Source organism: Streptomyces stelliscabiei (genome assembly GCF_014873495.1).
Classification (GTDB): domain Bacteria; phylum Actinomycetota; class Actinomycetes; order Streptomycetales; family Streptomycetaceae; genus Streptomyces; species Streptomyces bottropensis.
Window position 1 is genome coordinate 2,223,297 of the sequence record NZ_JADBGF010000001.1, and the last position, 24,524, is coordinate 2,247,820.

Annotated in this window: 25 protein-coding genes; 5 read left to right on the plus strand and 20 right to left on the minus strand. The window is 69.1% G+C overall.

All coding sequences use genetic code 11. The features are described from left to right. The first annotated feature begins 260 nt into the window (after window positions 1–260). On the plus strand, window positions 261–758 hold the full coding sequence (locus H4687_RS09695) for a hypothetical protein (protein WP_225966644.1): 498 nt from the start codon (window positions 261–263) through the stop codon (window positions 756–758). A gap of 146 nt (window positions 759–904) precedes the next feature. On the opposite strand, the gene tatC is transcribed toward H4687_RS09695, so the two are convergent. The 10 genes from tatC to H4687_RS09745 all read right to left on the minus strand — a co-directional run bounded on the left by tatC (window position 905) and on the right by H4687_RS09745 (window position 9,552). After that, window positions 905–1,864: a twin-arginine translocase subunit TatC gene (gene tatC, locus H4687_RS09700; RefSeq protein WP_046919483.1), complete on the minus strand. Its 960-nt coding sequence runs from the start codon at window positions 1,862–1,864 to the stop codon at window positions 905–907. A 50-nt stretch (window positions 1,865–1,914) separates the two neighbouring features. Beyond that, window positions 1,915–2,202 carry a Sec-independent protein translocase subunit TatA gene (gene tatA, locus H4687_RS09705; RefSeq protein ID WP_046919484.1) on the minus strand — a complete coding sequence of 96 codons (288 nt, stop codon included), beginning with the start codon at window positions 2,200–2,202 and terminating at the stop codon, window positions 1,915–1,917. Window positions 2,203–2,460: 258 nt separating this feature from the next. Further along, window positions 2,461–2,655, minus strand: coding sequence for a hypothetical protein (locus H4687_RS09710; protein ID WP_046919485.1), 195 nt, complete (start codon window positions 2,653–2,655; stop codon window positions 2,461–2,463). A gap of 151 nt (window positions 2,656–2,806) precedes the next feature. Then, complete coding sequence (locus tag H4687_RS09715; RefSeq protein ID WP_037627854.1) at window positions 2,807–3,067, minus strand: hypothetical protein; 261 nt, start codon at window positions 3,065–3,067, stop codon at window positions 2,807–2,809. A 173-nt stretch (window positions 3,068–3,240) separates the two neighbouring features. Continuing rightward, window positions 3,241–4,239, minus strand: a complete 999-nt coding sequence (locus H4687_RS09720; RefSeq protein WP_097250606.1) for a helix-turn-helix transcriptional regulator — start codon at window positions 4,237–4,239, stop codon at window positions 3,241–3,243. 15 nt (window positions 4,240–4,254) lie between these two features. Next, the gene (locus tag H4687_RS09725; protein WP_046919486.1) at window positions 4,255–5,211 is read right to left on the minus strand and encodes a helix-turn-helix transcriptional regulator; all 957 of its coding nucleotides are present in this window, start codon (window positions 5,209–5,211) and stop codon (window positions 4,255–4,257) included. A 150-nt stretch (window positions 5,212–5,361) separates the two neighbouring features. Continuing rightward, complete coding sequence (locus H4687_RS09730) at window positions 5,362–5,733, minus strand: FKBP-type peptidyl-prolyl cis-trans isomerase (protein WP_005485237.1); 372 nt, start codon at window positions 5,731–5,733, stop codon at window positions 5,362–5,364. 62 nt (window positions 5,734–5,795) lie between these two features. Beyond that, entirely contained in the window at window positions 5,796–6,791 is a 996-nt protein-coding gene (locus tag H4687_RS09735; protein ID WP_046919487.1) for an FKBP-type peptidyl-prolyl cis-trans isomerase, read from the minus strand. Window positions 6,792–6,921: 130 nt separating this feature from the next. Further along, window positions 6,922–8,283, minus strand: coding sequence for a Pup--protein ligase (gene pafA / locus H4687_RS09740; RefSeq protein ID WP_005485235.1), 1,362 nt, complete (start codon window positions 8,281–8,283; stop codon window positions 6,922–6,924). A 9-nt stretch (window positions 8,284–8,292) separates the two neighbouring features. Beyond that, window positions 8,293–9,552 carry an MFS transporter gene (locus H4687_RS09745; RefSeq protein WP_050398510.1) on the minus strand — a complete coding sequence of 420 codons (1,260 nt, stop codon included), beginning with the start codon at window positions 9,550–9,552 and terminating at the stop codon, window positions 8,293–8,295. A 108-nt stretch (window positions 9,553–9,660) separates the two neighbouring features. Here H4687_RS09745 and H4687_RS09750 point away from each other — a divergent pair, with 108 nt between their 5' ends. Continuing rightward, window positions 9,661–10,683 (plus strand): LacI family DNA-binding transcriptional regulator, encoded by a 1,023-nt coding sequence (locus H4687_RS09750; RefSeq protein WP_050398509.1) that lies wholly within the window; start codon window positions 9,661–9,663, stop codon window positions 10,681–10,683. Window positions 10,684–10,755: 72 nt separating this feature from the next. Here H4687_RS09750 and prcA read toward each other — a convergent pair whose 3' ends face one another. The 6 genes from prcA to arc form a co-directional block, all read right to left on the minus strand. Continuing rightward, window positions 10,756–11,496, minus strand: a complete 741-nt coding sequence (gene prcA / locus H4687_RS09755) for a proteasome subunit alpha (RefSeq protein ID WP_046918631.1) — start codon at window positions 11,494–11,496, stop codon at window positions 10,756–10,758. A gap of 69 nt (window positions 11,497–11,565) precedes the next feature. After that, the gene (prcB, locus tag H4687_RS09760; protein ID WP_046918630.1) at window positions 11,566–12,411 is read right to left on the minus strand and encodes a proteasome subunit beta; all 846 of its coding nucleotides are present in this window, start codon (window positions 12,409–12,411) and stop codon (window positions 11,566–11,568) included. Next, window positions 12,363–12,956, minus strand: coding sequence for an endonuclease VII domain-containing protein (locus H4687_RS09765; protein WP_046918629.1), 594 nt, complete (start codon window positions 12,954–12,956; stop codon window positions 12,363–12,365). The genes prcB and H4687_RS09765 overlap by 49 nt, the downstream gene beginning before the upstream one ends. Window positions 12,957–12,999: 43 nt before the next feature. Then, window positions 13,000–13,215 (minus strand): ubiquitin-like protein Pup, encoded by a 216-nt coding sequence (locus H4687_RS09770; RefSeq protein WP_045557092.1) that lies wholly within the window; start codon window positions 13,213–13,215, stop codon window positions 13,000–13,002. A 188-nt stretch (window positions 13,216–13,403) separates the two neighbouring features. Beyond that, entirely contained in the window at window positions 13,404–14,915 is a 1,512-nt protein-coding gene (dop, locus tag H4687_RS09775; RefSeq protein ID WP_373560650.1) for a depupylase/deamidase Dop, read from the minus strand. A gap of 234 nt (window positions 14,916–15,149) precedes the next feature. Further along, complete coding sequence (gene arc, locus H4687_RS09780) at window positions 15,150–16,916, minus strand: proteasome ATPase (RefSeq protein ID WP_046918633.1); 1,767 nt, start codon at window positions 16,914–16,916, stop codon at window positions 15,150–15,152. Between the two features lie 257 nt (window positions 16,917–17,173). On the opposite strand from arc, the gene H4687_RS09785 reads away from it, so the two are divergent. Further along, a complete protein-coding gene (locus H4687_RS09785; RefSeq protein WP_028796671.1) occupies window positions 17,174–17,479 on the plus strand; it encodes a ferredoxin in 306 nt (101 codons plus the stop codon). A gap of 89 nt (window positions 17,480–17,568) precedes the next feature. On the opposite strand, the gene H4687_RS09790 is transcribed toward H4687_RS09785, so the two are convergent. From H4687_RS09790 to H4687_RS09800, 3 genes are all read right to left on the minus strand, one after another. Beyond that, on the minus strand, window positions 17,569–18,150 hold the full coding sequence (locus H4687_RS09790) for a hypothetical protein (protein ID WP_050398508.1): 582 nt from the start codon (window positions 18,148–18,150) through the stop codon (window positions 17,569–17,571). 250 nt (window positions 18,151–18,400) lie between these two features. Further along, window positions 18,401–19,303 carry a tRNA (adenine-N1)-methyltransferase gene (locus tag H4687_RS09795; RefSeq protein ID WP_005485220.1) on the minus strand — a complete coding sequence of 301 codons (903 nt, stop codon included), beginning with the start codon at window positions 19,301–19,303 and terminating at the stop codon, window positions 18,401–18,403. A gap of 52 nt (window positions 19,304–19,355) precedes the next feature. Continuing rightward, complete coding sequence (locus H4687_RS09800) at window positions 19,356–20,948, minus strand: site-2 protease family protein (RefSeq protein WP_192781661.1); 1,593 nt, start codon at window positions 20,946–20,948, stop codon at window positions 19,356–19,358. Window positions 20,949–21,175: 227 nt separating this feature from the next. Here H4687_RS09800 and H4687_RS09805 point away from each other — a divergent pair, with 227 nt between their 5' ends. Further along, on the plus strand, window positions 21,176–22,108 hold the full coding sequence (locus H4687_RS09805; RefSeq protein ID WP_046917205.1) for a RecB family exonuclease: 933 nt from the start codon (window positions 21,176–21,178) through the stop codon (window positions 22,106–22,108). An 80-nt stretch (window positions 22,109–22,188) separates the two neighbouring features. Beyond that, window positions 22,189–22,860 (plus strand): response regulator, encoded by a 672-nt coding sequence (locus H4687_RS09810; protein WP_005485214.1) that lies wholly within the window; start codon window positions 22,189–22,191, stop codon window positions 22,858–22,860. A gap of 80 nt (window positions 22,861–22,940) precedes the next feature. Here H4687_RS09810 and H4687_RS09815 read toward each other — a convergent pair whose 3' ends face one another. After that, complete coding sequence (locus H4687_RS09815; protein ID WP_046917204.1) at window positions 22,941–24,524, minus strand: ABC transporter substrate-binding protein; 1,584 nt, start codon at window positions 24,522–24,524, stop codon at window positions 22,941–22,943.

Here is a 24,524-nt window from a genome sequence, read left to right on the forward strand (position 1 = left end):
ACACCCCTGCCTCGGCGCCCCCTCGGACCCACGGCGCAGGAGCGGCGGCAGCGGGCCACCGGTCACGGCGCCCGGGGCTCCGTCGGGTCCCAGCTTCCCTGCCCGTCGGCCCCGTCGCGGCCCCTCCCTCGCACCCCGGCGTGGGTAAGCGCTTTCCCAACTGCCTTGACAAGGCCCCATCACGGCAACAACGATCACCGAAGTCCGCGACGGCCGATGACCATCCGGCCGCATGTCGCCTATCACCACGGGGAGTTCACATGAAACGACGCAACACGCGCGCCATGACCACCGGTGCCGCCCTGGGACTTGCCATGGTCGGCCTCGTCGCCGTCCCGTCCCCGGCCACTGCCGCCGCGGCCAGCAAGTGCACGGGTGAGCAGCACAAGACGTACGACACGATCGGCGCCGACCTCGACGTGTACGTCAACCTGTGCGTGTCGAGGACATCGGGCAACGACTACCAGGCCACCGTGAAGTTCCGGTGGTCGGACGGTGGCGGGGGCCTCAGCACCGGCATGGACAAGCTCAAGGTCAATCTGCGCCTGGAGCGCAACGACGTCACCCAGCGCAGCGGTAGCGCCGACTGGGCCGAGGCGACCAACTTCGCCCAGTCGGGCAACCGCGGTTTCTCGACCACGACCTTCCACAGCACCACGACGGGTGGTTGGACCGCCGACGGCGACATCGACTGGGACATCAACAACGACGGAACGGGTGGCGGCACGACCCCCCTGCAAGGCTCACCCGAGATCTAGCGGAACCCCGGCGTTCACCGCCGAACAGTGACTGGGGGTCTACCGGTTGTACCGGTAGACCCCCAGTCGCGTTCGAGGTGGGCGGGAGACCGATCAGGCCTCCTCACGCGGAGAGCACCCGTCCGCCCGCGGAACCCCGGCCCGTTCTAGGTGACGTCGTCGTACCCGTTGATCCGCTCCCGCTCGGGCTCGGCCTGCGAGGGCAGTGCCCGGCTCGCCGAGACGGACTCGATCTCGCCGATGTCCTCGGGGGTGAGATCCAGCTCGGAGGCCTCGTCGTCGTCGGGCTTCAAGGCCTCGACGCGGGCCCGGCGCCTGTCGTTGGCCAGCGCGACGGCACAGGCACAGAAGTACAGGACCCAGATGGGGCCGGCCAGCGCCATCATCGAGATGGGGTCGGTGCTCGGGGTGGCGATCGCCGCGAAGAGCGTGATGCTGATGATCATGCCCCGCCACCAGCCGAACATCTTCTTGCCGGAGAGCACCCCGCCGAAGTTCAGCATCACCAGCAGCAGCGGCAGCTCGAAGGAGAGGCCGAAGACGACGATCATCCGCATGATCAGGTTCAGCAGATCATCGAGCGGCAGCTGGTTGTCGCTTCCGATGATCGAGAACTGCAGCATGACCGAGGCCATCTTGGGCAACGACCAGTAGGCGAAGTACGAGCCCATGAGGAACAGCGGGAAGCCCGCCGCCACGAAGCCGAGGCTGTACTTCTTCTCGTTGCGGTGCAGACCCGGGGCGATGAACGCCCAGAGCTGGTACAGCCAGACCGGGGCGGCGAGTACCACGCCCGATGACAGCGAGACCGTGAGGGCGAGCGTGAACGGGCTCAGCAGACCGTTCTGCACGATGCGCGCGCACTTGACCGAGCCGGTGTCCTTCGCCAACTCGGCGAAGCTGTGTTGGCATCCCACCGCCTGCAGGATGGGATCCGTGAAGAACTGGATGATGTCCTTGTAGAACATCACCGCGAGGATCGTCGTGACGACGATGGCCAGCAGGCTCTTGACAAGGCGATTTCGCAGCTCGCGCAGGTGCTCCGCGAGGGGCATCCGCCCCTCGGGATCCTTGTCCTTCTCCGTCTTGCGGGCAGACTTGAGCAACCCACGTCCTCATCTCGTGCGGCAGGCCGGAAACCCTGTCCGGCCTTGCGTCAGCGCTTGGTCGTGTCCGTCGGCTCGGCGACCGGGCGAGCGGTGGTCACATCGCCGGGAGAGGCCTGGATGGTGCGCTGCGCCGGGGTCTCGCCGCCGGCGTGCGGGGGCGCGGCCGCCGAGGTGTTGTCGTCGTGGCCGTCGGACTTCATGGCCTTGGCCTCGCTCTTGAGGATGCGGGCGGACTTGCCGAGCGAACGCGCCATGTCCGGCAGCTTCTTCGCCCCGAACAGCAGGACGATGACGACAAGGATCAGAATGATCTCGGTGGGGCCGAGGTTACCCATAGCTGTCTTCCTTCTTCACCGAGGCGGCGGGTGGGGGCCGTCCGACCGGTCGGACAGGTGTCCGAACGGTCGTGCTGGCAGCGATCGTAACGCTCAGGGGTAAACGTCAGGCAATCCCCGTGCGTACTCCCGATTCGCGACCCGGGCCTCGTTCTCCGTGCCGCGACACGCAGCGTACCTGCACAAGGTGAGAAGGTGACAGGGCGAAGTGGCGCAAAACGCACTCACCGGGCAAGACACAGGAGCCTCGACCGGAACTCACAGAGCGTCCGCGGAACGGGCCGCGCTCGCCGTCGCCCGCTCCAGGTCCTCCGCCGCCCGGCTGATCCTCCGCGCCGACTCCGTGACCTGCGTACCCAGCCGCTGAGCCTCCAGAAAGACCCGCACAGCGAGCACCCCGAGCACGACCAGCCCCACAAAACCCACAGCCACCGCGAACATCGCCCAGAACATGGCGACGACCCTAGGGCCTGCCCGGTGGATCGGGCCAGCGGCGCGGGGTCCGGCACACGCGCCCGCCTCGCCGCTGCCCGCACCAGATCCCGCTCGCGGGCGCGTACGGGCGTCGCCGTCCGCGGCCGGCCCGCTCCGTCGAGGCCGAGGCCTAGCCCGGCGAATGCAGCCGCAGGGTCCGCACCCCGCCCCCGGTCAACAGCTCGACGATCCGCTCGCCGGCCGGCTTGCGGACCGCGATGCCGCACTCGGGGCAGGTGAAGGAGTAGAACGTGGTCCTGCTGGTGGCACCGATGGCCAGACGCAGCGCGCTCGCACCCAGTTCGACATGGGCCCGGCAGTCGGGGCAGCCCGCTCTGAACACCACGTCCACGGCCTTCTTCATGCCCGCGAAGGCGACCGCCACGCTCATCTCCCGGAGCTCCTGGATCTCCTGCACGCCGGACTGCACCCCGGCCCTCACGCCGGCCTTCACACCCGACACAACCGAACCGCCGCTCACAGCCCCTCGCATCTCCTTGTTCCGGTCGTACGCCGTCGTCACGGTCCCGCGGTCAGGGACTCGTCGTCGTCACGGTCCCGCGGTCACGGACTCGTCGGCACAGCCTCGCCATAGGCCGCCAGCGCCTCACGGGCCGCCCTGCGGGCACTGTCCGCGAGATCCTGCGGGGAGACGATCCGGCCGTCGCGCCCGAGCCGCAGCGCCAGGCGCCGCAGCGACGCCGGGTCGGGTGTGCGCAGGCTGATGCGCAGTCCACCCTCCGGCAGCTCCTCGGCACTGTCGTGCGGGTAGTACTCGGCGACCCAGCGCCCCCCGGGCCCCACCTCGACGACCACCTCGGGATCCTCGGCGGCCGGCTGCACCAGCGCCTCCGACAGGTCCCGCAGCTCGATCTCGGGCGGCGCGGACGGCTCGTCGAGGATCTTGATCTCGGCGACCCGGTCCAGCCGGAACGTCCGCCGCGCCTCGGAGCGGCGGCACCAGGCCTCGACATAGGTGTGCCCGACGCTGACCAGGCGGATCGGGTCGATCTCGCGTTCGCTGAGCTCGTCCCGGGCGGGCGAGTAGTAGCGGATCCACAGCCGCCGGCGCTCAGAGATGGCCCGGTCGACGTCCGCGAAGACCCCGCCCTCGGCCTCGAAGGTGACCGAAAGACGCGAGCTGGCGCCCGCCGCCTCACCGGCCGCCCCCTCGACCTTGGCGGTGGCCCGCAGCAGGGCCTGCCGGTCGCTCTCGCGCAGCCCCGGCAGCGTGGCCACCGCGCGGGCAGCCACCAGCAGGGCGGTCGCCTCGTCGGCCGCCAGCCTCAGCGGCTCGGCCGCCTCCGCACCGAGCGCGGCCGGGTTGTGCCACCAGATGCGCTCGCCGTCGGTGTCGATGTCCAGCAGATCACCGCCGCGGAAGCTGGTCCCGCACATGGGCAGCACGTCGAGGTCCGAGACCAGCTCGTCCTCGGTGATCCCGAAGGCACGGGCGACGTCCTCGATCCGCGCGCCGGGCCGCTCCCGCAGATACGTGACCAGGGAGAGCATGCGCCGGGTCTGGTCGATGGCGTTCGCCGGCCGCGCCGGTTTTCCCACCACGTTCTTACGTCCCCCTCAACCCTTGGCCACGGCACGCAGCCGGTCCACCACGTCGGCCCGCAGCTCCGCGGGCTCCAGGACCACCACGTCGGGCCCGAACTCCACCAGCCAGGCATCCAGTCCGTGCCCGTACGGAATCTCCAACTCGTCCCAGCCGTCCCCGAGTTCCCGTACGGCCGAGGCCTTCGCCCGCAGCGGGTAACCGGCGCCTGAGCGCAGCCGGATCAGCGCGGACCGGTCCGCGGTCTCCCCCGCCCAGCTCGCGACCGTCTCCCGCACCGTGACGACGTCCGGCACCTCGGCGGTGAAGGCGCTCCCCCGGCTGCGGACCCTGCCGGTGATCCGGGAGAGCCTGAAGACCCGCTCGGCGCCCCGGTCACGGTCGTACCCGGCGAGATACCAGTGACCGCGCCAGCACTCCAGGGCCCAGGGCTCGACATGCCGGGGCTCGGGACGCGCGGCGGTGGCCTTGCGGTACTCGAACAGGACCGGGCGGCGGTCACGGCAGGCCAGCATCAGCGGTTCGAAGGCCGCCTCGTGCACCGGGATGCGCGGTTCCAGGGCGCCGTGGGCGGCCTCGTACGGGTCGACGTCCTCGGGCAGCCCGGCCGCGCGCAGCTTCTGCAGGGCGCCGCTCGCCGCTCCGGCGAGGCGGGCCTGCTGCCAGACCTTCGCCGCGAGCCCGAGAGCCGCGGCCTCCTCGGCGTCCAGGGTGATGGGCGGAAGGCTGTTGCTGTCACGGCGGGCCAGATAGCCGACCTCGCCGTCGAGGTTCTCCACCGTCTCGATGACCAGGCCGAGTTCGCGCAGATCGTCCTTGTCGCGCTCGAACATGCGGTTGAAGGAGTCGTCGGTTCCCGCTTCGAGATAGGCCTCGATCGACTCCCGCAGCTCGCGCTTGCTGAGCGGCCGGCGCGTCCCCAGCAGACACAGCGCCAGGTTCATCAACCGCTCGGCCTTGGCAATGGCCATCGACGCCCTTCCCTCGGGTGTTTCCGCGGCACGAACCTACCGCTACGAAGCGTCGCGGCAAAAGCCGAGGGCCCATGCCCGAACAGGCATGGACCCCAGACAGTCGAGACCGGTCACGACACGGTCGGCCCTGACACGGCTTCCGACAGATCAGACCCCGAGCAGATCGACCACGAAGATCAGCGTCTCACCGGGCTTGATCGCCGGCGTCGGGCTCTGGTTGCCGTAGGCGAGGTGCGCGGGGATGGTCAGCTGGCGGCGGCCGCCGACCTTCATGCCCTGCACGCCCTGGTCCCAGCCCTTGATGACACGACCGCCACCGAGCGGGAAGCGGAACGGCGCACCACGGTTCCAGCTGGCGTCGAACTCCTCACCGGTGGAGTAGGACACACCCACGTAGTGCACGGTGACGGTCTGACCCGCCTGGGCCACCTCGCCGTCGCCCTCCCAGATGTCCTTGATCTCCAGGTCGGCCGGCGGCGCGCCCTCGGGGAAGTCGATCTCGGGCTTGTCAATGCTCACGTCTTCAGGCTCCTGCTTGTGTATGTACTGGACAACGCCGGACAGTCTCGCATCCCGGGGCCTCACATCTTCGCGAGGATGTCCACGGTGAACACCATCACGGAGTCCTTCTTGATGTCGCTGCCACTCGGCGGCGTGTCCCCGTAGCCCAGCTTCGGCGGGATGACGATGAGAAGGCGACTGCCCACCTTCTTGCCCGTCATGCCCTGCGACCAGCCCTTGACGACCTGCTTCAACCCGAACGAGCTCAGCGCCTCACGGCTGTACGAGGAGTCGAACTCCTTGCCGGTGTCCCAGAGCACGCCCTTGTACTGCACGAGAAGGCTGTCGTCGGCGCCGACCTCCGGGCCGTCGCCCTCGATGATGTAGTTCGCGACCAGCTTCGTCGGCGGGTCGACCTTCGGCACCTCGATGGAGGGAGCCTTGCCGTCGGTGTTCGTGCCCACCTTCGGCAGATTCGCGTCGCCCTGCGCGACCTTCGTGCCCTTCGCCGAACTCTTGGCGTTGAAGGTGTCCTGCACATCGACGACGAAGACCAGCGTGTCGGTGCCCTTGATCCCCGCATTCGGGTTGCCCTTCGGACCGTAGCCCCAGGTCGGCGGCACGGCCATCTGCACCCGGCTGCCGGCCTTCTTGCCGGTCAGCGCGTACCGCCAGCCGTCGATGATGCCCTGCGGGGAGAGCTGGATGACCAGCGGCGTCTTGCGGTCGTAGGAGTTGTCGAAGACCTTCGCCGTCGACCAGATCTGCCCCAGGTAGTTCGCCTGGATGTAGTCGCCCTCGGCGACGGTCTGCCCGCTGCCCGCGATGACCGTCTTCACCGCCAGATCCTTCGACGGATCGCCACTGCCCTTGGCGACGGTCGGCTTCTCGTCGAACTTCACCCCGCCCGTGATCGCCGGCAGCGGACCGTCCACGATCTTCGGCGGCTTCGCCGCGCCGCTCGCCGACGCGGACGGGCTGCTGCTGGCCTTGGCCGAGTCGGACTCACCGTCACCACAGGCGGCGAGCGTGACCAGTCCAGCGGGAACAGCGATGAGGAGTGAGCGTCGGCGCACGGTGAAGGCCTCGTATCGGTCGATCTTGTCGGATGGCGTGCGCGCAACTCTACGGCGTGCGAAGGGCGCCGTACGGCAAACGTACGGCGCCCCGCGTTGCGTTCCGCAATCCCACCCGGAACGAGCCGGCTCACATTCCGGCGATCAGCTTCTCCACCCGATCGTCCACCGAACGGAACGGGTCCTTGCACAAAACCGTGCGTTGCGCCTGGTCGTTGAGCTTGAGATGAACCCAGTCGACCGTGAAATCCCGACGCTGTTCCTGAGCGCGCCGGATGAAGTCACCACGCAACCTCGCCCGAGTCGTCTGCGGCGGAACCGACTTGCCCTCGAAGATCTTCAAGTCGTTGCAGATACGGGTGGCCTGACCTTTCCTCTCCAACAGGTAGTAGAGGCCACGACGGCGGTGGATGTCGTGATACGCGAGGTCTATCTGGGCGACCCGCGGATGCGACATGGTCATGTTGTGCTTGGCCCGGTACCGCTCGATGAGCTTGTACTTCATCACCCAGTCGATCTCGGTACCGATCCGGTCGAGGTCCTCGGCCTCGATCGCGTCCAGCGTGCGGCCCCACAGCTCCAGGACCTGCTCGACGGTGCCCGTACGGATGCCGCGGCGCTCCACGAAGTCCACGGCCTTCTCGTAGTACTCGCGCTGCACCTCCAGCGCGGAGGCCTCACGGCCGCTGGCCAGCCGCACCTTGCGCTGGCCGGTGATGTCATGGCTGACCTCGCGGATCGCCCGGATCGGGTTCTCCAGGGTGAGGTCACGCATGACCGTGCCCGCCTCGATCATGCGCAGCACCAGGTCGGTGGCCCCGACCTTCAGCAGCATGGTCGTCTCGGACATGTTCGAGTCGCCCACGATGACGTGGAGACGGCGGTACCGCTCGGCGTCCGCGTGCGGCTCGTCGCGGGTGTTGATGATCGGCCGGGAGCGGGTGGTCGCCGAGCTGACGCCCTCCCAGATGTGCTCCGCGCGCTGGCTGACGCAGTACACCGCACCACGCGGGGTCTGCAGCACCTTGCCCGCGCCGCACAGCAGCTGCCGGGTGACGAGGAACGGAATCAGGATGTCGGCGAGCCGGGAGAACTCCCCGTGCCGGGCCACCAGATAGTTCTCGTGGCAACCGTACGAGTTGCCCGCCGAGTCCGTGTTGTTCTTGAAAAGGTAGACGTCGCCCGCGATTCCCTCCTCGTGCAGGCGGCGTTCGGCATCGACCAGCAGTCCTTCCAGAATGCGCTCGCCGGCCTTGTCGTGAGTGACGAGTTCGGTCACGTTGTCACATTCGGGTGTCGCGTATTCCGGATGTGAGCCCACGTCGAGATAGAGGCGGGCCCCGTTCCGCAGAAACACATTGCTGCTGCGGCCCCATGACACGACACGGCGGAAGAGGTACCGCGCCACCTCGTCAGGAGACAGACGGCGCTGTCCCCTGAACGTGCACGTGACGCCGTACTCGTTCTCCAGCCCGAAAATGCGGCGGTCCATGACTGAACATTACGCCCGATCCACCGAGCTGAAACGGGGTTCGGCAGCACGGTTTGGATCATTTTCCGATGAGACCGCAACCACCGCACCCTCGGAGGGAACAGCGAGAACCCGCCCGGTGGCCAGCAGAACCAGCAACGACACGGCCCCCGCCGCCCCCGGCGCGACGAACCCCCACAGCGTCCCGCCCCACTCGACGACCGGCCCCGCGACCGCCGTTCCCGCCGACTGGCCCACCGTGAACGTCGTCACGATCCACGAGAACGCCTCCGTCACCGTGCCGCGCGGGGCGTGCCGATCGACAAGAACGAACACACAGGCGATCGCCGGTGCCAGGAACACACCCGCGAGCGTCGTCAGCCCCGTCATGCCCACCGGACCCGGCATCAGCGTCAGCGGCACATAACAGACCGCCAGAAGCGCCACCAGCACCTGCAGACGCCGTTCCGGCGCCCCGCTCCACCGCCGCGCCCCGTACACCGTCCCGCCCACGAGCGCGCCCAGCCCGACGCCCGCCATCAGCCAGCCGTAGACGGCGTCCCCACCGTTGTCGTCCGCGTACGACACGGCCGCCACCGTGATCGAACCGAGCGCGACACCGACGAAGAAGAACGCGCCCAGCAGCGCCAGCAGCCCCGGAGAGCGCAGCGCGCCCAGCCAGTGTGCCTCGCGGGGAGCCGAACGCCAGGCCCGCGAAGGCGGCGAGACGAGCACCCACAGCGCCCCGAGCACCCCGATGACACTGAGCACCACCAGCGCGGCCGACGCCGACCACAGCGCCACGCACAGGGTCACCAACAACGGCCCCACGGTGAACATGACCTCCTGCGCCACCGCGTCCATCGCGTACGCCGTGTGCACCTGCTCCTCCCCGCGCAGCACGGAGGACCACAGCGCCCGCAGCCCGCCCTCCAGCGGAGGCGTGAACAGCCCGGCGACCGCCATGGCCGCATACGCCACCGGCAGCGGATCCAGCCCCGACAGGGCGAAGGCCGACATGGCGAGCGCGGACACGACAGCCGCCGGCAGCTGCACACGCGGCTGGCCGTAAAGATCCACGAGCCGTCCCAGCAGCGGCTGCCCCACCGCGTTCGCGAGGCCGTACACGGCCGCCAGCGCGCCCGCGAGGCTGTAGGTGCCGCCCTCCGCCCGGACGAACAGCACGATGGCGATCGCGGCCGTGGCGTTCGGCAACCGGCCCACCAGCGTTCCGGCGAGCAGCCGCGCGGCGTGCCGCGTCCTGAGGATCCCGAGATATCCGGCGGCCATGTCCTGCCTCTCGAAGGGCTCTCGACGAGCGACGTGTTACGTATAACGTCTCCCGTCATACGTACCATGTGCCCAGCCCACCAGTCCAGACGAAGGAGCACGCCGACCGTGGCACGAGGTAGTACACGGCCCACGAGCCGTGACGTCGCCCAGGCCGCAGGCGTCTCCCAGGCCGCCGTCTCCCTCGTCCTCGGCGACAAATGGCGCGGCCGCGTCTCCGAGACCACCGCCCAACGCGTCCGCGAAGCCGCACGTGACCTCGGCTACCGCCCCAACCTCGCCGCCCGCAACCTCCGCCTCGGCCGCACCCGCACCGTCCTGCTCGTCGTCCCCGCCCTGACCACCGAATTCTTCGCCGGCGTCTACACCGGCGCCGCCCGCGTCGCCGCCCGCCACGGCTTCGGCGTCGTCCTCTACCCCTCCCCCGAAGGCGTCGGCCCCGCCCGCGACCCCTTCGCCTCCGCCCAGGCCGCCCTCGACGGCGTGATCGCCTCCTCCATGGCCGCCGACGCCCTCACCGCCATCCGCGGCGACCAGCTCCCCCTGGTGATGCTCGACAGCGACCCGGACGGCAGCCTCGGCGCCGCCACCGTCAACCTCGACATCCGCGACGGCGTACGACAGATCGCCGACCACCTGCTCGGCCTCGGACACCGCCACTTCCTCCACCTGGCCGCCGACATCCCCTCCTGGACCTTCGACGTCCGCGCACGGGAACTGGCGGTCCGCATCGGCTCCACCCCCGGCACATCACTGCACACGGCCGCCGCACCCATCTCCATCGAAGGAGCACTCGCCGCCGCCGAGACCGCGCTGACCCACACCGCGCCGGCCGCACCCCGGCCCACCGCACTCGTCTGCGACGACGACAAACTGGCCGCCGGCGCCTACAAGGCCGCACGACGGCTGGGACTACGGGTTCCCGAGGACCTCTCCGTCACCGGACTCGACGACCTCGCCCTCGCCACCGCCCTCGACCCCGAACTCACCACCGTCCGCCTGGACGCCGAACAGTTCGGGGAACGCGGCATGGAAGCCCTCCTGGCCGTCCTGGAAGGACGCACCCCGAGCGAGGGAGACATCCCCGTGCACCTGGTCGTACGCGGATCCACGGCACCGCCGGCGGCCTGAGCACACAAAGCCGCGCGCCCCGGCCTGTACGGCCGGGGCGCACTACGGACACGGCCTCGCAGCCGCCGACGCCTACTCCTCGTCGTCCGAACTCTCCGCCTCGGTGGCGGCGCCCTCGGCCTCCAGAAGACGAGCCAGCTGACGGCCGACGATCCGCTTGAACTTGCGCTGCTGCGGACGCGTACGGTCCAGGACCGCCACCTCCAGACGCTCCGCGGGGATCTCCCGCTGCGTGCCGTTCGTGTCCCGCGACAGGGCCTGCACGGCCAGCTTCAGAGCCTCCGCCAAGGACACCCCGTCCTGATGGCGCTGGTCCAGATAGGTGCTGATCTGCTCCGCGTTACCGCCCACCGCGACCGAACCGTGCTCGTCCACGATCGAACCGTCGTGCGGCAGCCGATAGATCTGGTCACCCTCCGGGGTCTCCCCCACCTCGGCCACGACCAGCTCCACCTCGTACGGCTTCTCGGCCGCCGAGGAGAAGATCGTGCCCAGGGTCTGGGCGTAGACGTTCGCGAGACCGCGAGCGGTCACGTCGTCCCGGTCGTAGGTGTACCCACGAAGATCGGCGTAGCGCACACCACCGATCCGCAGGTTCTCGTACTCGTTGTACTTACCGGCGGCCGCGAAGCCGATCCGGTCGTAGATCTCGCTGAACTTGTGCAGCGCGCGGGACGGGTTCTCGCCGACGAACACGATGCCGTCGGCATACTGCAGCACGACCAGGCTGCGGCCACGGGCGATGCCCTTGCGGGCGTACTCCGCCCGGTCCGCCATCGCCTGCTGGGGTGAGACATAGAACGGCGTCGACACCGGTTATCCGTCCCTTTCTGTCGGAGTCACTGGATCACCTTGATAAGGAGGGCCGTCGGGCCGGACCGGCTAGAGCAGCGCGGCCCGGGGGCCGTCCGGCTGCTCCAGACGCCGCTCCAGGATCGAACGGGCGATGTCGGAGGACTCCTCGTCGGTGAGCCGGCGGAAGCCGTCCTCGGTGATCACGGTGACGATGGGGTAGATCCGGCGGGCGACATCGGGACCACCGGTCGCCGAGTCGTCGTCTGCCGCGTCGTAGAGGGCCTGGATGACGAGGGTCGTCGCCTCGCCCTCCGAGAGATCGGGACGGAACAGCTTCTTCATCGCACCGCGCGCGAAGATCGAACCCGAGCCGGTGGCCGCGTAACCGCTCTCCTCGGAACGACCGCCCGTCACGTCGTACGAGAAGATGCGGCCCTTCTCCCGGTCCACGTCGTAACCGGCGAACAGCGGCACCACGGCCAGACCCTGCATGGCCATGCCCAGGTTGGAACGGATCATGGTCGACAGACGGTTCGCCTTGCCCTCCAGCGACAGCTGCGCGCCTTCGACCTTCTCGAAGTGCTCCAGCTCCAGCTGGAACAGCTTCACCATCTCCACGGCCAGACCGGCCGTGCCGGCGATCCCCACCGCCGAGTACTCGTCCGCCGGGAACACCTTCTCGATGTCCCGCTGCGCGATCATGTTCCCCATCGTGGCCCGGCGGTCACCGGCGAGCACCACACCACCGGGGAACGACACGGCCACGATCGTCGTGCCGTGCGGGGCCTCGATGACGCCCTGGACCGGCGGCAGCTGCCGCTTGCCGGGAAGCAGCTCCGGCTGGTGGTCCGACAGGAAGTCCATGAAGGACGACGACCCAGGCGTCAGGAAGGCAGCTGGTAGACGCCCGGTGCTACGAGTGTTGGCTTCCACGCGTTTCCTTCCAGGTATTCGGCCGCTCGGTTCATCGCTGCGGGGTCATCTCCCAACAGGCCGAGGCCGGAATTGCAGTTGAAGCACAGTACGCCTCGGACCCTACCCGTCTCATGGCAGTGATCAACCTGCGTAGCTGGCGCCGCCCGGCAGATGCAACAGACGCCCATCTGCGAGGCGATCATCTCGTCACGCTCGGCTTCGGTGATGCCGTACTTCCGGCGAAGATGACCAGCTGGGCCAGTAGCCGCCTTGCATGCCTTGCAGCGGCTTGCCAGGCCATCGGGTGCGCTGTTCTTGCGGTGCCATTCAATGCGGGGCTTCACCTCGCCGCAGCCCCGGCAGTACTTGTGGCCGGGTGGGACGGGCGCCTTTTCGCGCACCGTCCGCCCCTTCGCCACCTGGCGCTGCCGGTAGTACTCAGCCGAGCACTCCCGGCAGTACGCCTGGAGTCCGTCACGCATGGATTTGTTGCTCGCGAATGCCGTACGCGGCTTGTTCTCCTGACACCGCGAACACTTCTTGACTTCTCGCTCGCCGAACACTCACGAACTCCCCCATCACCTTCAATTCGAAGGCGAAATGGACCTACTGCCCACCCTTTTGAACGAAGCTTCGAACGAAATCCTCAGCGTTCTCTTCCAAGACATCGTCGATCTCGTCCAGAACCGAGTCCACGTCGTCGCTGAGCTTCTCCTGCCGCTCCTTGAGGTCCTCCGATGCCTGCGCCTCCGGCGCCGCCTCGGTCTCCTCGGTGGAACGGGTGGCCTTCTGCTGGCCGCCGCCGGTGTCCTTGGTCGCCATAACCCTCACCCCGCTCTGTTGCCCGACATGGTCGACAGGTCGGCATTCCTGCCGATCGGTGATGATCAGACCCTACAAGCCGGGTCCGACATTGGCCCCGTTGTTTCCACAACGTCCGGGGGCCACCTCGATGATTCCCGGACGGCGGTGTTTCCACCCTGCCCGGCTGATCACGATTGGACCCCGGTTCAGTGCCCGGACAGGACCCTGACCAGGTCTTCTGCCGTGCGACAACGGTCCAGGAGCTCCTTGACGTGATTTCGCGTTCCGCGAAGCGGTTCGAGGGTTGGGACGCGCTGGAGCGAGTCCCGGCCCGGGAGATCGAAGATCACCGAGTCCCAGGAGGCCGCCGCGACGTCGTCGGCGTACTGCTCCAGGCAGCGGCCGCGGAAGTACGCCCGTGTGTCCTCCGGCGGCTTGGTACGGGCCCGGTCGACGTCCGTCTCGGTCAGGAGGCGCTTCATCCTGCCGCGGGCCGCGAGACGGTTGTACAGGCCCTTCTCGGCGCGTACGTCGGCGTACTGGAGGTCGACGAGGTGGAGGCGGGCGGCGTCCCAGTCGAGGTCGTCGCGGCGCCGGTAGCCCTCCATGAGTTCGCGCTTGGCGACCCAGTCCAGCTCGCCGGACAGGCTCATGGGGTCGTTCTCCAGGCGGTTGAGGGTGTCCTCCCACCTGGCGAGGACGTCCTTGGTCTGGTCGTCCGCGTCGGCCCCGAAGCGCTCCTCCACGTACTTGCGCGACAGCTCGTAGTACTCCATCTGGAGCTGTACGGCGGTCAGGGTGCGGCCGCTGCGCAGGGTGACGAGGCGTTGCAGGGTCGGGTCGTGGGAGACCTGGTGGAGGGTGCGTACCGGCTGGTCGACGGCGAGGTCGACGGCGATGAAGCCGTCCTCGATCATGGAGAGGACCAGGGCCGTGGTGCCCAGTTTCAGGTAGGTGGAGATCTCCGAGAGGTTCGCGTCGCCGATGATGACGTGGAGGCGACGGTATTTCTCCGCGTCGGCGTGGGGTTCGTCGCGGGTGTTGATGATGGGTCGTTTGAGGGTGGTCTCCAGGCCGACCTCGACCTCGAAGTAGTCGGCGCGCTGACTGAGCTGGAAGCCGTGTTCGTGGCCGTCCTGGCCGATGCCGACGCGGCCGGCGCCGGCGAAGACCTGGCGGGAGACGAAGAACGGGGTGAGGTGGCGCACGATGTCCGAGAAGGCGGTTTCCCGCTTCATCAGGTAGTTCTCGTGCGTGCCGTAGGAGGCGCCCTTGTTGTCGGTGTTGTTCTTGTAGAGGTGGATCGGCTGGGCGCCGGGGAGCTGGGCGGCGCGTTCGGCGGCTTCGGCCATGATGCGTTCGCCGGCTTTGTCCCACAGGACGGCGTCCAGGGGGTTGGTGACCTCGGGTGCGCTGTATTCGGGGTGGGCGTGGTCGACGTAGAGCCGCGCGCCGTTGGTGAGGATGACATTGGCGAGGCCGATGTCCTCGTCGGTGAGCTGGCTGGAGTCGGCGGCCTCGCGGGCGAGGTCGAAGCCTCGCGCGTCCCGCAGCGGGTTCTCCTCCTCGAAGTCCCAGCGGGCCCTGCGGGCCCGGTGCATCGCCGCTGCGTAGGCGTTGACGATCTGGGACGAGGTGAGCATGGCATTGGCATTGGGGTGGCCGGGGACGGAGATCCCGTACTCCGTCTCGATGCCCATTACTCGCCGTACGGTCATGCGGCCCTCCTTGCCCGGCGGCGCCCTCGGTCGGGGACGCTGCTCAAGTACCGCTGGCGCTCCGGTGCGTGTGCGGTGCCCGTCCCCGCACTGCGCGACTCGGCGGTACGAACGAGCCTAGAACGGCTCCGCGCTGGTGGGGAGATCATTTGCGTCATTGCTCTGCTCCGGCTCGTGCCTGGAAAACACTCGGCTGCGGGTACCCATGAAGGGCACCCGCAGCCGCCCTGTGTTTTACAGGTACTGTCCGGTGTTCGCCACCGTGTCGATGGAGCGTCCGGTGTCGGCGCCCTGCTTTCCGGTGATCAGCGTACGGATGTAGACGATCCGTTCGCCCTTCTTTCCGGAGATTCGGGCCCAGTCGTCCGGGTTGGTGGTGTTGGGCAGGTCCTCGTTCTCCTTGAACTCGTCCACGCAGGCCTGGAGGAGGTGGGAGACGCGGAGGCCCTTCTGGTTCTTGTCGAGGAAGTCCTTGATGGCCATTTTCTTGGCGCGGCCGACGATGTTCTCGATCATGGCGCCGGAGTTGAAGTCCTTGAAGTAGAGGACTTCCTTGTCTCCGTTGGCGTAGGTGACTTCCAGGAAGCGGTTTTCCTCGGATTCGGCGTACATGTGTTCCACAGCCGTCTGGATCATGCTCTGGACGGTGGTGGTCTTGGAGCCGCCGTGTTCGCCGAGGTCGTCCGTGTGGAGCGGGAGACGCTCGGTGAGGTACTTCTGGAAGATGTCCTTGGCCGCTTCGGCGTCCGGACGCTCGATCTTGATCTTCACGTCGAGCCGGCCGGGGCGCAGGATGGCGGGGTCGATCATGTCCTCACGGTTGGAGGCGCCGATGACCACGACGTTCTGCAGGCCTTCCACGCCGTCGATCTCGGCGAGCAGCTGCGGGACGATGGTGTTCTCCACGTCCGAGCTGACGCCGGATCCGCGGGTGCGGAAGAGGGATTCCATCTCGTCGAAGAAGACGATGACGGGGGTGCCCTCGCTGGCCTTCTCCCTCGCACGCTGGAAGACGAGGCGGATCTGCCGCTCGGTCTCGCCGACGTACTTGTTGAGAAGCTCCGGGCCCTTGATGTTGAGGAAGAAGCTCTTGCCCTGGGCCTGGCCGGTGACTTCGGCGACCTTTTTGGCCAGCGAGTTGGCCACGGCCTTGGCGATGAGCGTCTTTCCGCATCCGGGGGGTCCGTAGAGCAGGACACCCTTGGGCGGGCGCAGTTCGTGCTCCTTGAACAGGTCCGGATAGAGGTAGGGGAGCTCGACCGCGTCGCGGATCATCTCGATCTGGTTGCCGAGGCCACCGATCTGCTCGTACCCGATGTCGGGGACCTCTTCGAGGACGAGTTCCTCGACCTCGCTCTTGGGCACGACCTCGTAGACGTAGCCGGAGCGGGGTTCGAGCAGGAGGGCGTCGCCGGGGCGGATGGTGATGTCCAGCAGCGGCTCGGCGAGCCGCACCACCCGTTCCTCGTCGGTGTGCCCCTGTACCAGTGCGCGCTCGCCGTCCTCGAGGATCTCCTTGAGGGTGACGATGTCGCCGACGCTCTCGTACTCCATGGCCTCGACCACGTTGAGAGCTTCGTTGAGCATCACTTCCTGGCCTCGCCGGAGCTCTTCCAGGTCGACGCTGGGGCTGACGTTCACGCGGAGTTTTCGGCCTCCGGTGAAGATGTCGGCCGTGCCGTCCTCGTTCGCCGTGAGGAAGACACCGAAGCCGGCCGGCGGCTGTGCGAGCCGGTCGACTTCCTCCTTGAGGGCCACGATCTGGTCGCGGGCCTCACGGAGGGTGTTGGCGAGCCGCTCGTTCTGTGCGGACACGCCGGCCAGATTGGTCTGCAGCTCGACGATCCGCTCTTCGAGAATCCTCGTGTGTCGCGGAGAGTCGGCGAGCTTGCGTCGCAGGACGGCGATCTCCTGCTCAAGGTAGGCAATCTGCCCGGACGGGTCGTCGGACCCTCGTCCCGGGCGGATGCCGCGGTTCATGTCGTCGTCGTGGGCTGCCACGGTCCTCACCTCCTCCAAGGGGAGCTGGACGCTTCCAGACCCTACCTGGGTGGGTGTCGATTGAAACCCCTAGATCACAAAGACGGTCGGGGTGTGTCCGATCTTCACCCTTGCGCTCTCCCTCACGCCAGGGGAATACCCACCGAACATGATTGGGAAGCCGCCCCGGGTAGGGTCGAAGTGTTCAACACCCGTCGGAGCCTGCATCGTTCCCGAACGGCTCGGCGGTGGAGACGACGATCGAGGGGACCGGAGAGATGACCGTGCAGCAGGAGGCCGGGGCCGAGGGCGAGGCGCTCGAGGTCTGGATCGACCAGGACCTCTGCACCGGCGACGGTATCTGCGTCCAGTACGCGCCCGAGGTGTTCGAGCTGGACATCGACGGGCTGGCCTATGTGAAGAGCCCGGGTGAGGAGTTGTTGCAGGCTCCGGGGGCGACAACGCCCGTTCCGCTGCCGCTTCTCACGGACGTGGTGGACTCCGCGAAGGAGTGTCCGGGCGAGTGCATTCATGTACGTCGCGTTTCGGACAGGGTCGAGGTGTTCGGTCCTGACGCGGAGTGACCCACCCGGCACTCCGCGTCGCCGCGTGTCTGCTTTCTCACAGCGGGTTTGCCGGGTGATCACTTCCCGTTCGCCCGAGGTGGGCGGTGTCAGACGTTTTGTGTTCCGGCGGGCGTCGAGCGTACGAACGCCCCGTTCTTCCACTGCCACTTGACGCGGTCGGTGACGTCGGGGCAGCAGTTGGGTACGTCGGCCGACGAGTAGCCGTGCAGGGTGGCGGTGACGGCGGCGTCCCGGACGGCGAAGTCGGACACCGTCTCGCGGTCCTTGGGGTTCACGAGGGTGGCGACGACGCGGGGCCGGGCGGCGTCGGTGGAGCGGGTGAGGACGTAGACGCCGTCGGGCGGGGTTCCCATGCTGGCGTCGCAGTGCACGACGGCCACGGTCTCGGGGCGGCCGTCCGCGTCGAGGTCTCCGGAGGCCTGCTTCTTCACCACGATGCCGACGGGTCCGCAGTCGAGGGGGAGGTCCGCCTCGGTGGGGTCGGGGGCGGCCACGGCGGCCGGGGCGGGGTTCGCCTTCGGGGTGGGCTGGGCCGCTCGTGCCGCGTCGGGCTGGAGGGCGGACGACAGGGCGACGACGCCGGCGAGGGCGGTGGCCGTGGCGAGCCAGTGGATGGGGCGGGTGTGCGCGTGTGCGTGTGCCAGTTCCGGGACGGCGGATTGCTGCACTAGGAGCGTCTCCTGGGGGTGCTGTGCCGGTGGGGGTGACCCGCATGGTGCCACACGTCACAGGGGGGTGGAACGGCGGGGTGGGTGGTTCCCGCGGCTTTCCGGTGGTGCGGCAACGGCGGAGCGCCGTGCCCGAGTTCGCGGGCGCTGCCGGGAACTCGGGCATGTCAGGGGTGCGTTGTCCGCGGTGGGCGGCCGTCCACGGCACCGGGGCGGGCGGCGTGGGCCGCCCGCCCCGGTGGGTGGTGGTTCAGCGGCCGGCGCCGCCGTCGGCGTTGGGACCGGAGTAGTCCTCGCCGTAGGAGCCCTTGGAGGGGCGGCGGCGGCGCATGGGGGGCTCGACGCCGTCGGCGAGGCGGCGGGCGGTGAGCAGGAAGCCGGTGTGGCCGATCATGCGGTGGTCGGGGCGGACGGCGAGGCCCTCGATGTGCCAGTTGCGGACCATCGACTCCCAGGCGCTCGGCTCGTTGAAGCAGCCGATCTCGCGGATGGACTCGACGGTCCGGGCGAGCTGGGTGGTGGTCGCCACGTAGCAGCAGACGATGCCGCCGGGGACGAGGGCCTTGGAGACGGCTTCCAGGCACTCCCAGGGGGCGAGCATGTCGAGGACGACGCGGTCGACCTCGGTGTCGCTCAGGTTGTCCTGGAGGTCGCCGACGGTGAGCTGCCAGGCGGGGTGAGGGCCGCCGAAGTAGCGCTCCACGTTGGCCTGCGCGATCTCGGCGAAGTCCTCGCGGCGCTCGTAGCTGTGCAGCATGCCCTGGTCGCCGATGGCGCGCAGCAGGAAGCTGCTGAGCGAGCCGGAGCCGACTCCGGCCTCGACGACGCGGGCGCCGGGGAAGATGTCGGCGAAGGCGAGGATCTGCCCCGCGTCCTTGGGGTAGACCACGGCGGCGCCGCGGGGCATGGACAGGACGTAGTCGGGGAGCAGGGGGCGGAGCGCCAGGTAGGCGACGTTCCCCGTGGTGCGGACAACACTGCCCTCGGGAGCGCCGATCAGCTCGTCGTGCGGGAAGGAACCCTTGTGGGTGTGGAAGTTCTTTCCCTCTTCGAGCGTGAACGTGTAGTGGCGTCCCTTGGGGTCGGTGAGCTGGACCTGGTCCCCGACCTTGAAGGGCCCGCGACGGCGGGCGGCACCGGTCGGTTCGGACATGTGACCAGCCTACCGGTCCCCGGGGAGCGCGCCGACCATGGTCGCGGCCAGCTCAGCTGGGCCGTGCCATCGCCTTGACGAAGGCGCGTTCCACGTCGGCGGCCGAGAGGACTCCGTAGATCTCGCCGGAGTCCTCGACCACGAGGTACTCGGTGGCGGGGGCGGCGCGGAGGGCGTCGAGGAGTTCTTCGCCCGCCAGTTCGGCGGAGACGCGCATGCCGTCGGTGAGGTCCTGGGCGAGGCCGCCGACGGCGACCCAGGGGCGGCGGTGTTCGGGTACGCCGACGATGGCGGCCTCGCGGACGAGGGAGAGGGGTTCGCCGTCGGGGTCGACGACGACGAGGGCGCGGGCGCCGGCCTCGTTGGCGCGGCGCAGGGCTTCGGACAGGGGGGTGTCGGTTTCGACGGGGACGGCGCGGCGGGTGAGGGCGCGGGCCTGGAGTTCGGGCAGGTGTTCGCGCAGGCGGGCCATGCGGAGGCTGTTGCCGGCGCCGGTCCAGATGATCGCGGCGAGGATCGCGGCGAGCAGGGCGTCGAGGACGGTGTCCATGCCGACGCTGTCCTCGGCGGCGGAGCCGAGCAGGCCGGACTGAGTGAGGAGCGGCAGTCCGATGAGGACGGAGACGGCGAGGGCGCGGCCGACCCAGGCGGCGGCGACGGTGCCGCTCATGGGTTTGCCGGTGATCTTCCAGACGACGGCGCGGAGCATGCGTCCGCCGTCGAGGGGCAGGCCGGGGAGCAGGTTGAACGCGGCCACGATCAGGTTGGAGGCCATGAGGCCGGCGAGCAGGACGCCGGGGACGGTGCCCGGTTCGACGGCGAGCAGGGCGAGGTAGAAGACGCCCGCGAGGACGAGGGAGAGCAGGGGGCCGACGAAGGCGAGGACGAATTCGCGGCCGGGGGTCTCGGACTCCTTCTCGATCTCGGAGACGCCGCCGAAGAACTGGAGCTGGATGCGGCGCACCGGCAGTTTGTAGCGCAGGGCGGCGATGGTGTGGGCGAGTTCGTGGACGAGGACTGAGGCGTAGAAGGCGACCGCGAAGAAGAGGGCGACGAGATAGCGTGCGGCGCCGAGTTCGGGCAGGACGCGGTCGAGCTGGCCGCCGAAGACCCAGGTGATGAGGGCGGCGACGAGGAACCAGCTGGGGGCGACGTACACGGGGACGCCGAAGGGGCGGCCCATCAGGATGCCGCCGCCGGGCTCCTTGGGGCGTGCGGGAGGTTTGGGGGCGGCGTCCCTGGGGGCGTCGGGGCGTGCGAAGGCCGCCGTGCGCTCCTGTTCGTCCTCCGGCGCCTTGTCGAGGTCGACCGGGTCGGTCGGAGTTGCCGGGGCCCTCGGCGGTTCGTCCGCGGTGGGCGTGGGCGCGGGGTCCGCGGGGTCGCCTGGGGGCCGGGCGGCGGTGGGTTCTTCGGCGGGGTGCTGCTCGTCGGGCTCGCCGGTGGGCCGGGAGGAGTCCGGTGCGTCGGGCCGCTCGGGGGCTTGCGCTCCGGGGGCGTCGGTGGGGGTGGACGGTTCGTCGGGGGTGTGCGGGGCCGGGGTGGGGGCGTCGTTCTCGGCCGGTGGCTCGGTCGCGTCGCGGTGTGCGCGCTCGGGCGCCTCGTCGCTGTCGGACCGCGGCTGCCCGCTCCCGCCGCTCGTCTCCACGATGTCCCCTCGTTCGAAGCGTCTTCCGCGCCCGGTGGCCGGGCGGAAGGGTCTGCGGTCGATGCTATGCGGTCGCCGGGGCACGTTCCGCCCCGGCACCCCTCTGTTCTCCTCTGTTCTCCCCCGCGTCGCACCGGGCACACGGGTGTCGCGGTGCGGGTCGCCGGGCGGAGGCGGTGCGGGCCGGTGGCTGTCACTGTCAGTGGTGGGCCGTATGGTCTGAGGTCATGGAAACCAGCACCGACGGCGCCGGCACCGTCCCCGTGGGCGGCGAGGACGGCCGTCCCGCCGTGCGGGCCGCCGCGCCGCCTGCCTCGCTGTCGCCGTCGCGCGCCAGTGACTTCATGCAGTGTCCGCTGCTGTACCGGTTCCGGGTGATCGACCGGCTGCCCGAGAAGCCGAGCGAGGCGGCCACGCGCGGCACGCTGGTGCACGCGGTGCTGGAGAGACTCTTCGACGCGCCGGCGGCGGAGCGGACGGCGCCGCGGGCCAGGTCGCTGGTGCCGGGGCAGTGGGACCGGCTGCGGGAGACCCGGCCGGAGGTCGTGGAGCTGTTCGCGGACGACGCGGAGGGCGAGCGGCTGGCGCGCTGGCTGGCCGAGGCGGAGCAGCTGGTGGAGCGCTGGTTCACGCTGGAGGACCCGACGCGTCTGGAGCCCGCCGAGCGGGAGTTGTTCGTGGAGGCGGAGCTGGAGTCGGGGCTCAGGCTGCGCGGGATCATCGACCGGGTGGATGTGGCGCCCACCGGGGAGGTGCGGATCGTCGACTACAAGACGGGCAAGGCGCCTCGTCCGGAGTACGCCGAGGGCGCGCTGTTCCAGATGAAGTTCTACGCGCTGGTGGTGTGGCGGCTGAAGCGGGTGGTGCCGCGCCGGCTGCAGCTGGTGTATCTGGGCAGCGGTGACGTGCTGACGTACGACCCGGTGATCGCGGATCTGGAGCGGGTGGAGCGCAAGCTGCTCGCGCTGTGGGAGGCGATCCGGGTGGCCACGGAGAGCGGTGAGTGGCGGCCCCGGCCGACGAAGCTGTGCGGCTGGTGCGACCACCGGTCGGTGTGTCCGGAGTTCGGGGGCACTCCCCCGCCGTACCCCCTCCAGATCCTCCAGGTGAGGTCGCCCGAGTCGGGCGTCGACGGGCAGGGCAGAATGGGTCCGGACTAGGGTCTTCGGTGGATCAGGCCCGGGCCGGGGGGCCCGAAGCCGGTCTGATCCCGTATCAGGCTCTAGCGAAGGAGACTTTCGTGGCCGTCCGGGTCCTACTGGTCGACGACCAGCCGCTGCTGCGTACCGGCTTCCGGATGATTCTGGAGGCGGAGCAGGACATCGCGGTCGTCGGGGAGGCCGGTGACGGTCTGCAGGCACTCGACCAGGTGCGGGCGCTGCAGCCCGATGTGGTGCTGATGGACATCCGTATGCCCCGGATGGACGGGGTGGAGGCGACGCGGCAGATCACCGGCCCCGGGCGGGACGGTCCGGCGAAGGTGCTGGTGCTGACGACGTTCGACCTGGACGAGTACGTGGTGGAGGCGCTGCGGGCGGGTGCCAGCGGGTTCCTGCTGAAGGACGCTCCGGCCAATGAGCTGGTGCAGGCGATCCGGGTGGTGGCGGGCGGGGAGGCGATGCTCGCGCCGAGCATCACGCGCCGGCTGCTGGACAAGTACGCGGAGCATCTGCCGTCGGGCGACGAGCCGGTGCCGGACACCCTGCACACGCTGACCGACCGTGAGGTCGAGGTGCTGAAGCTGGTGGCGCGGGGTCTGTCGAACGCGGAGATCGCCGCCGACCTGTTCGTCAGCGAGACCACGGTCAAGACGCATGTGGGGCATGTGCTGACCAAGCTGGGGCTGCGCGACCGGGTGCAGGCGGCGGTGTACGCGTACGAGAGCGGGCTGGTGCGCCCCGGCGCGCAGTAGGTACCGCGCATCGTGTTCACGCGCCGAGGGCGCCCTCTTCGTCGGAAGAGGGCGCCCTCGGTGTGTGCGGCCGGGTGACGTCAGCCCTTGCTGAGCTCCCAGAAGCGGAAGACGGTGGAGGCGTCCAGGCAGTACTCCAGGCCGTAGACGTCGTCGCCGACGACGGCGTACTGCTTGGCCTGCCAGATGGGCAGGAGGGGGACGTCGGTGGCGACGATGTTCTGGAGTTCGGCGTACTCCTTCTCCGTGGCGGAGCGCTCGCTCTCGGCGGCGGTCTTGGGGAGGAGTTCACCGGTGATGGTGGTGTTGCTGTAGTTGTTGTCCAGCACGTTGCCCTTGCCGAAGAAGGGGCCGGTGAAGTTGTCGGGGTCCGGGTAGTCGGGGACCCAGCCCTTCACATAGACGCCGTACTTGCCGGCGGCGATGTCCTTCTCGTACTGGGCGAAGGCGACGGATTTGACGTCGGCGTCGAACAGGCCGCTGTCGTTGAGCTGCTTCGCGATGGCCTTCAACTCCTGGTCGGTGGAGGGGCCGTAGCGCGACGGGGTGGACCAGAGGGTCAGCTCGACCTTGTCGGTGATGCCGTCGGCGCGGAGGGCGGCCTCGGCCTTGTCCGTGGAGGGGCGGGCGCCGTAGGTGTCGAAGAAGGCCGTGTTGTGGCCGGTGATACCGGCCGGGATGATCGAGTACAGCGGTGTGGCGGTGCCCTGGTACACCTCGTCGACGAGGGCTTCGCGGTCGAGGAGGTGGGCGATGGCCTGGCGGACGCCGAGCTTGCCGGCGACCGGGTCGTCCATGTTGAAGACGAGGTGCTGGACCTCGGCGCCGGTGCCGTCGACGATGTCGACGCCGCTGGCGGTGGAGGTGTCGGTCTCGATGTCGGAGATGTCGGAGGCGCTGAGGCCGCGGTAGGTGACGTCGAGGTCGCCCTCCAGCAGGGACTTCTTCAGGGCGTCCTGGTCACCGTGGAAGAACCGGAGGGTGACGCCGGTGTTCTCGACGTCGGCGGTGCCCTTGTAGTTGTCGTTGACGGTGAAGACGGCCTCGTCCTCGCCGAAGGACTCCAGCTTGTAGGGGCCGGAGCCGACCGCCTCGCCGTCCTCGCGGAGTCCGTCGGCGTCGTAGGAGCTCTCGTCGACGATGGAGCCGGCGCCGGAGGCGATCTTGCTGGGGAAGGTGGCGTCGGCGTACTTGAGGTCGAAGCGGACGGTCTTGTCGTCCGGGGTCTCGACCTTGTCGAGCATGGGGAACATGATCGCGGGGCCGGCGTCGTCGTTGATCTTCAGCATGCGGTCGAAGGAGAACTTGACGTCCTTCGCGGTGAGCGCCTCACCGTTGCTGAACTTCAGCCCGCTCTTGAGGGTGCACTCGTAGACCTTGGTTCCGCCGTCGGTGAAGGAGCACTCCTCGGCGAGGTCCGGTTCGGGCTCGGTGGCGCCGTTGGGGAAGCTCAGCAGCGACTGGAAGACGTTGTTGAACAGCAGCCAGGACCCGGGGTCGTAGCCGGAGGCCGGGTCGGTGGCCAGGACGTCGTCGGACATCCCCATCACGATGGCGGAACCTGAGTCCCCGGATCCCCCCGAGTCGGAGCCGCAACCGGTCAGCAGGCCGGCGGCCAGCCCTGTCGCGATGGTCAGGACGGGCCACTGGGTGCGTATGTTCAC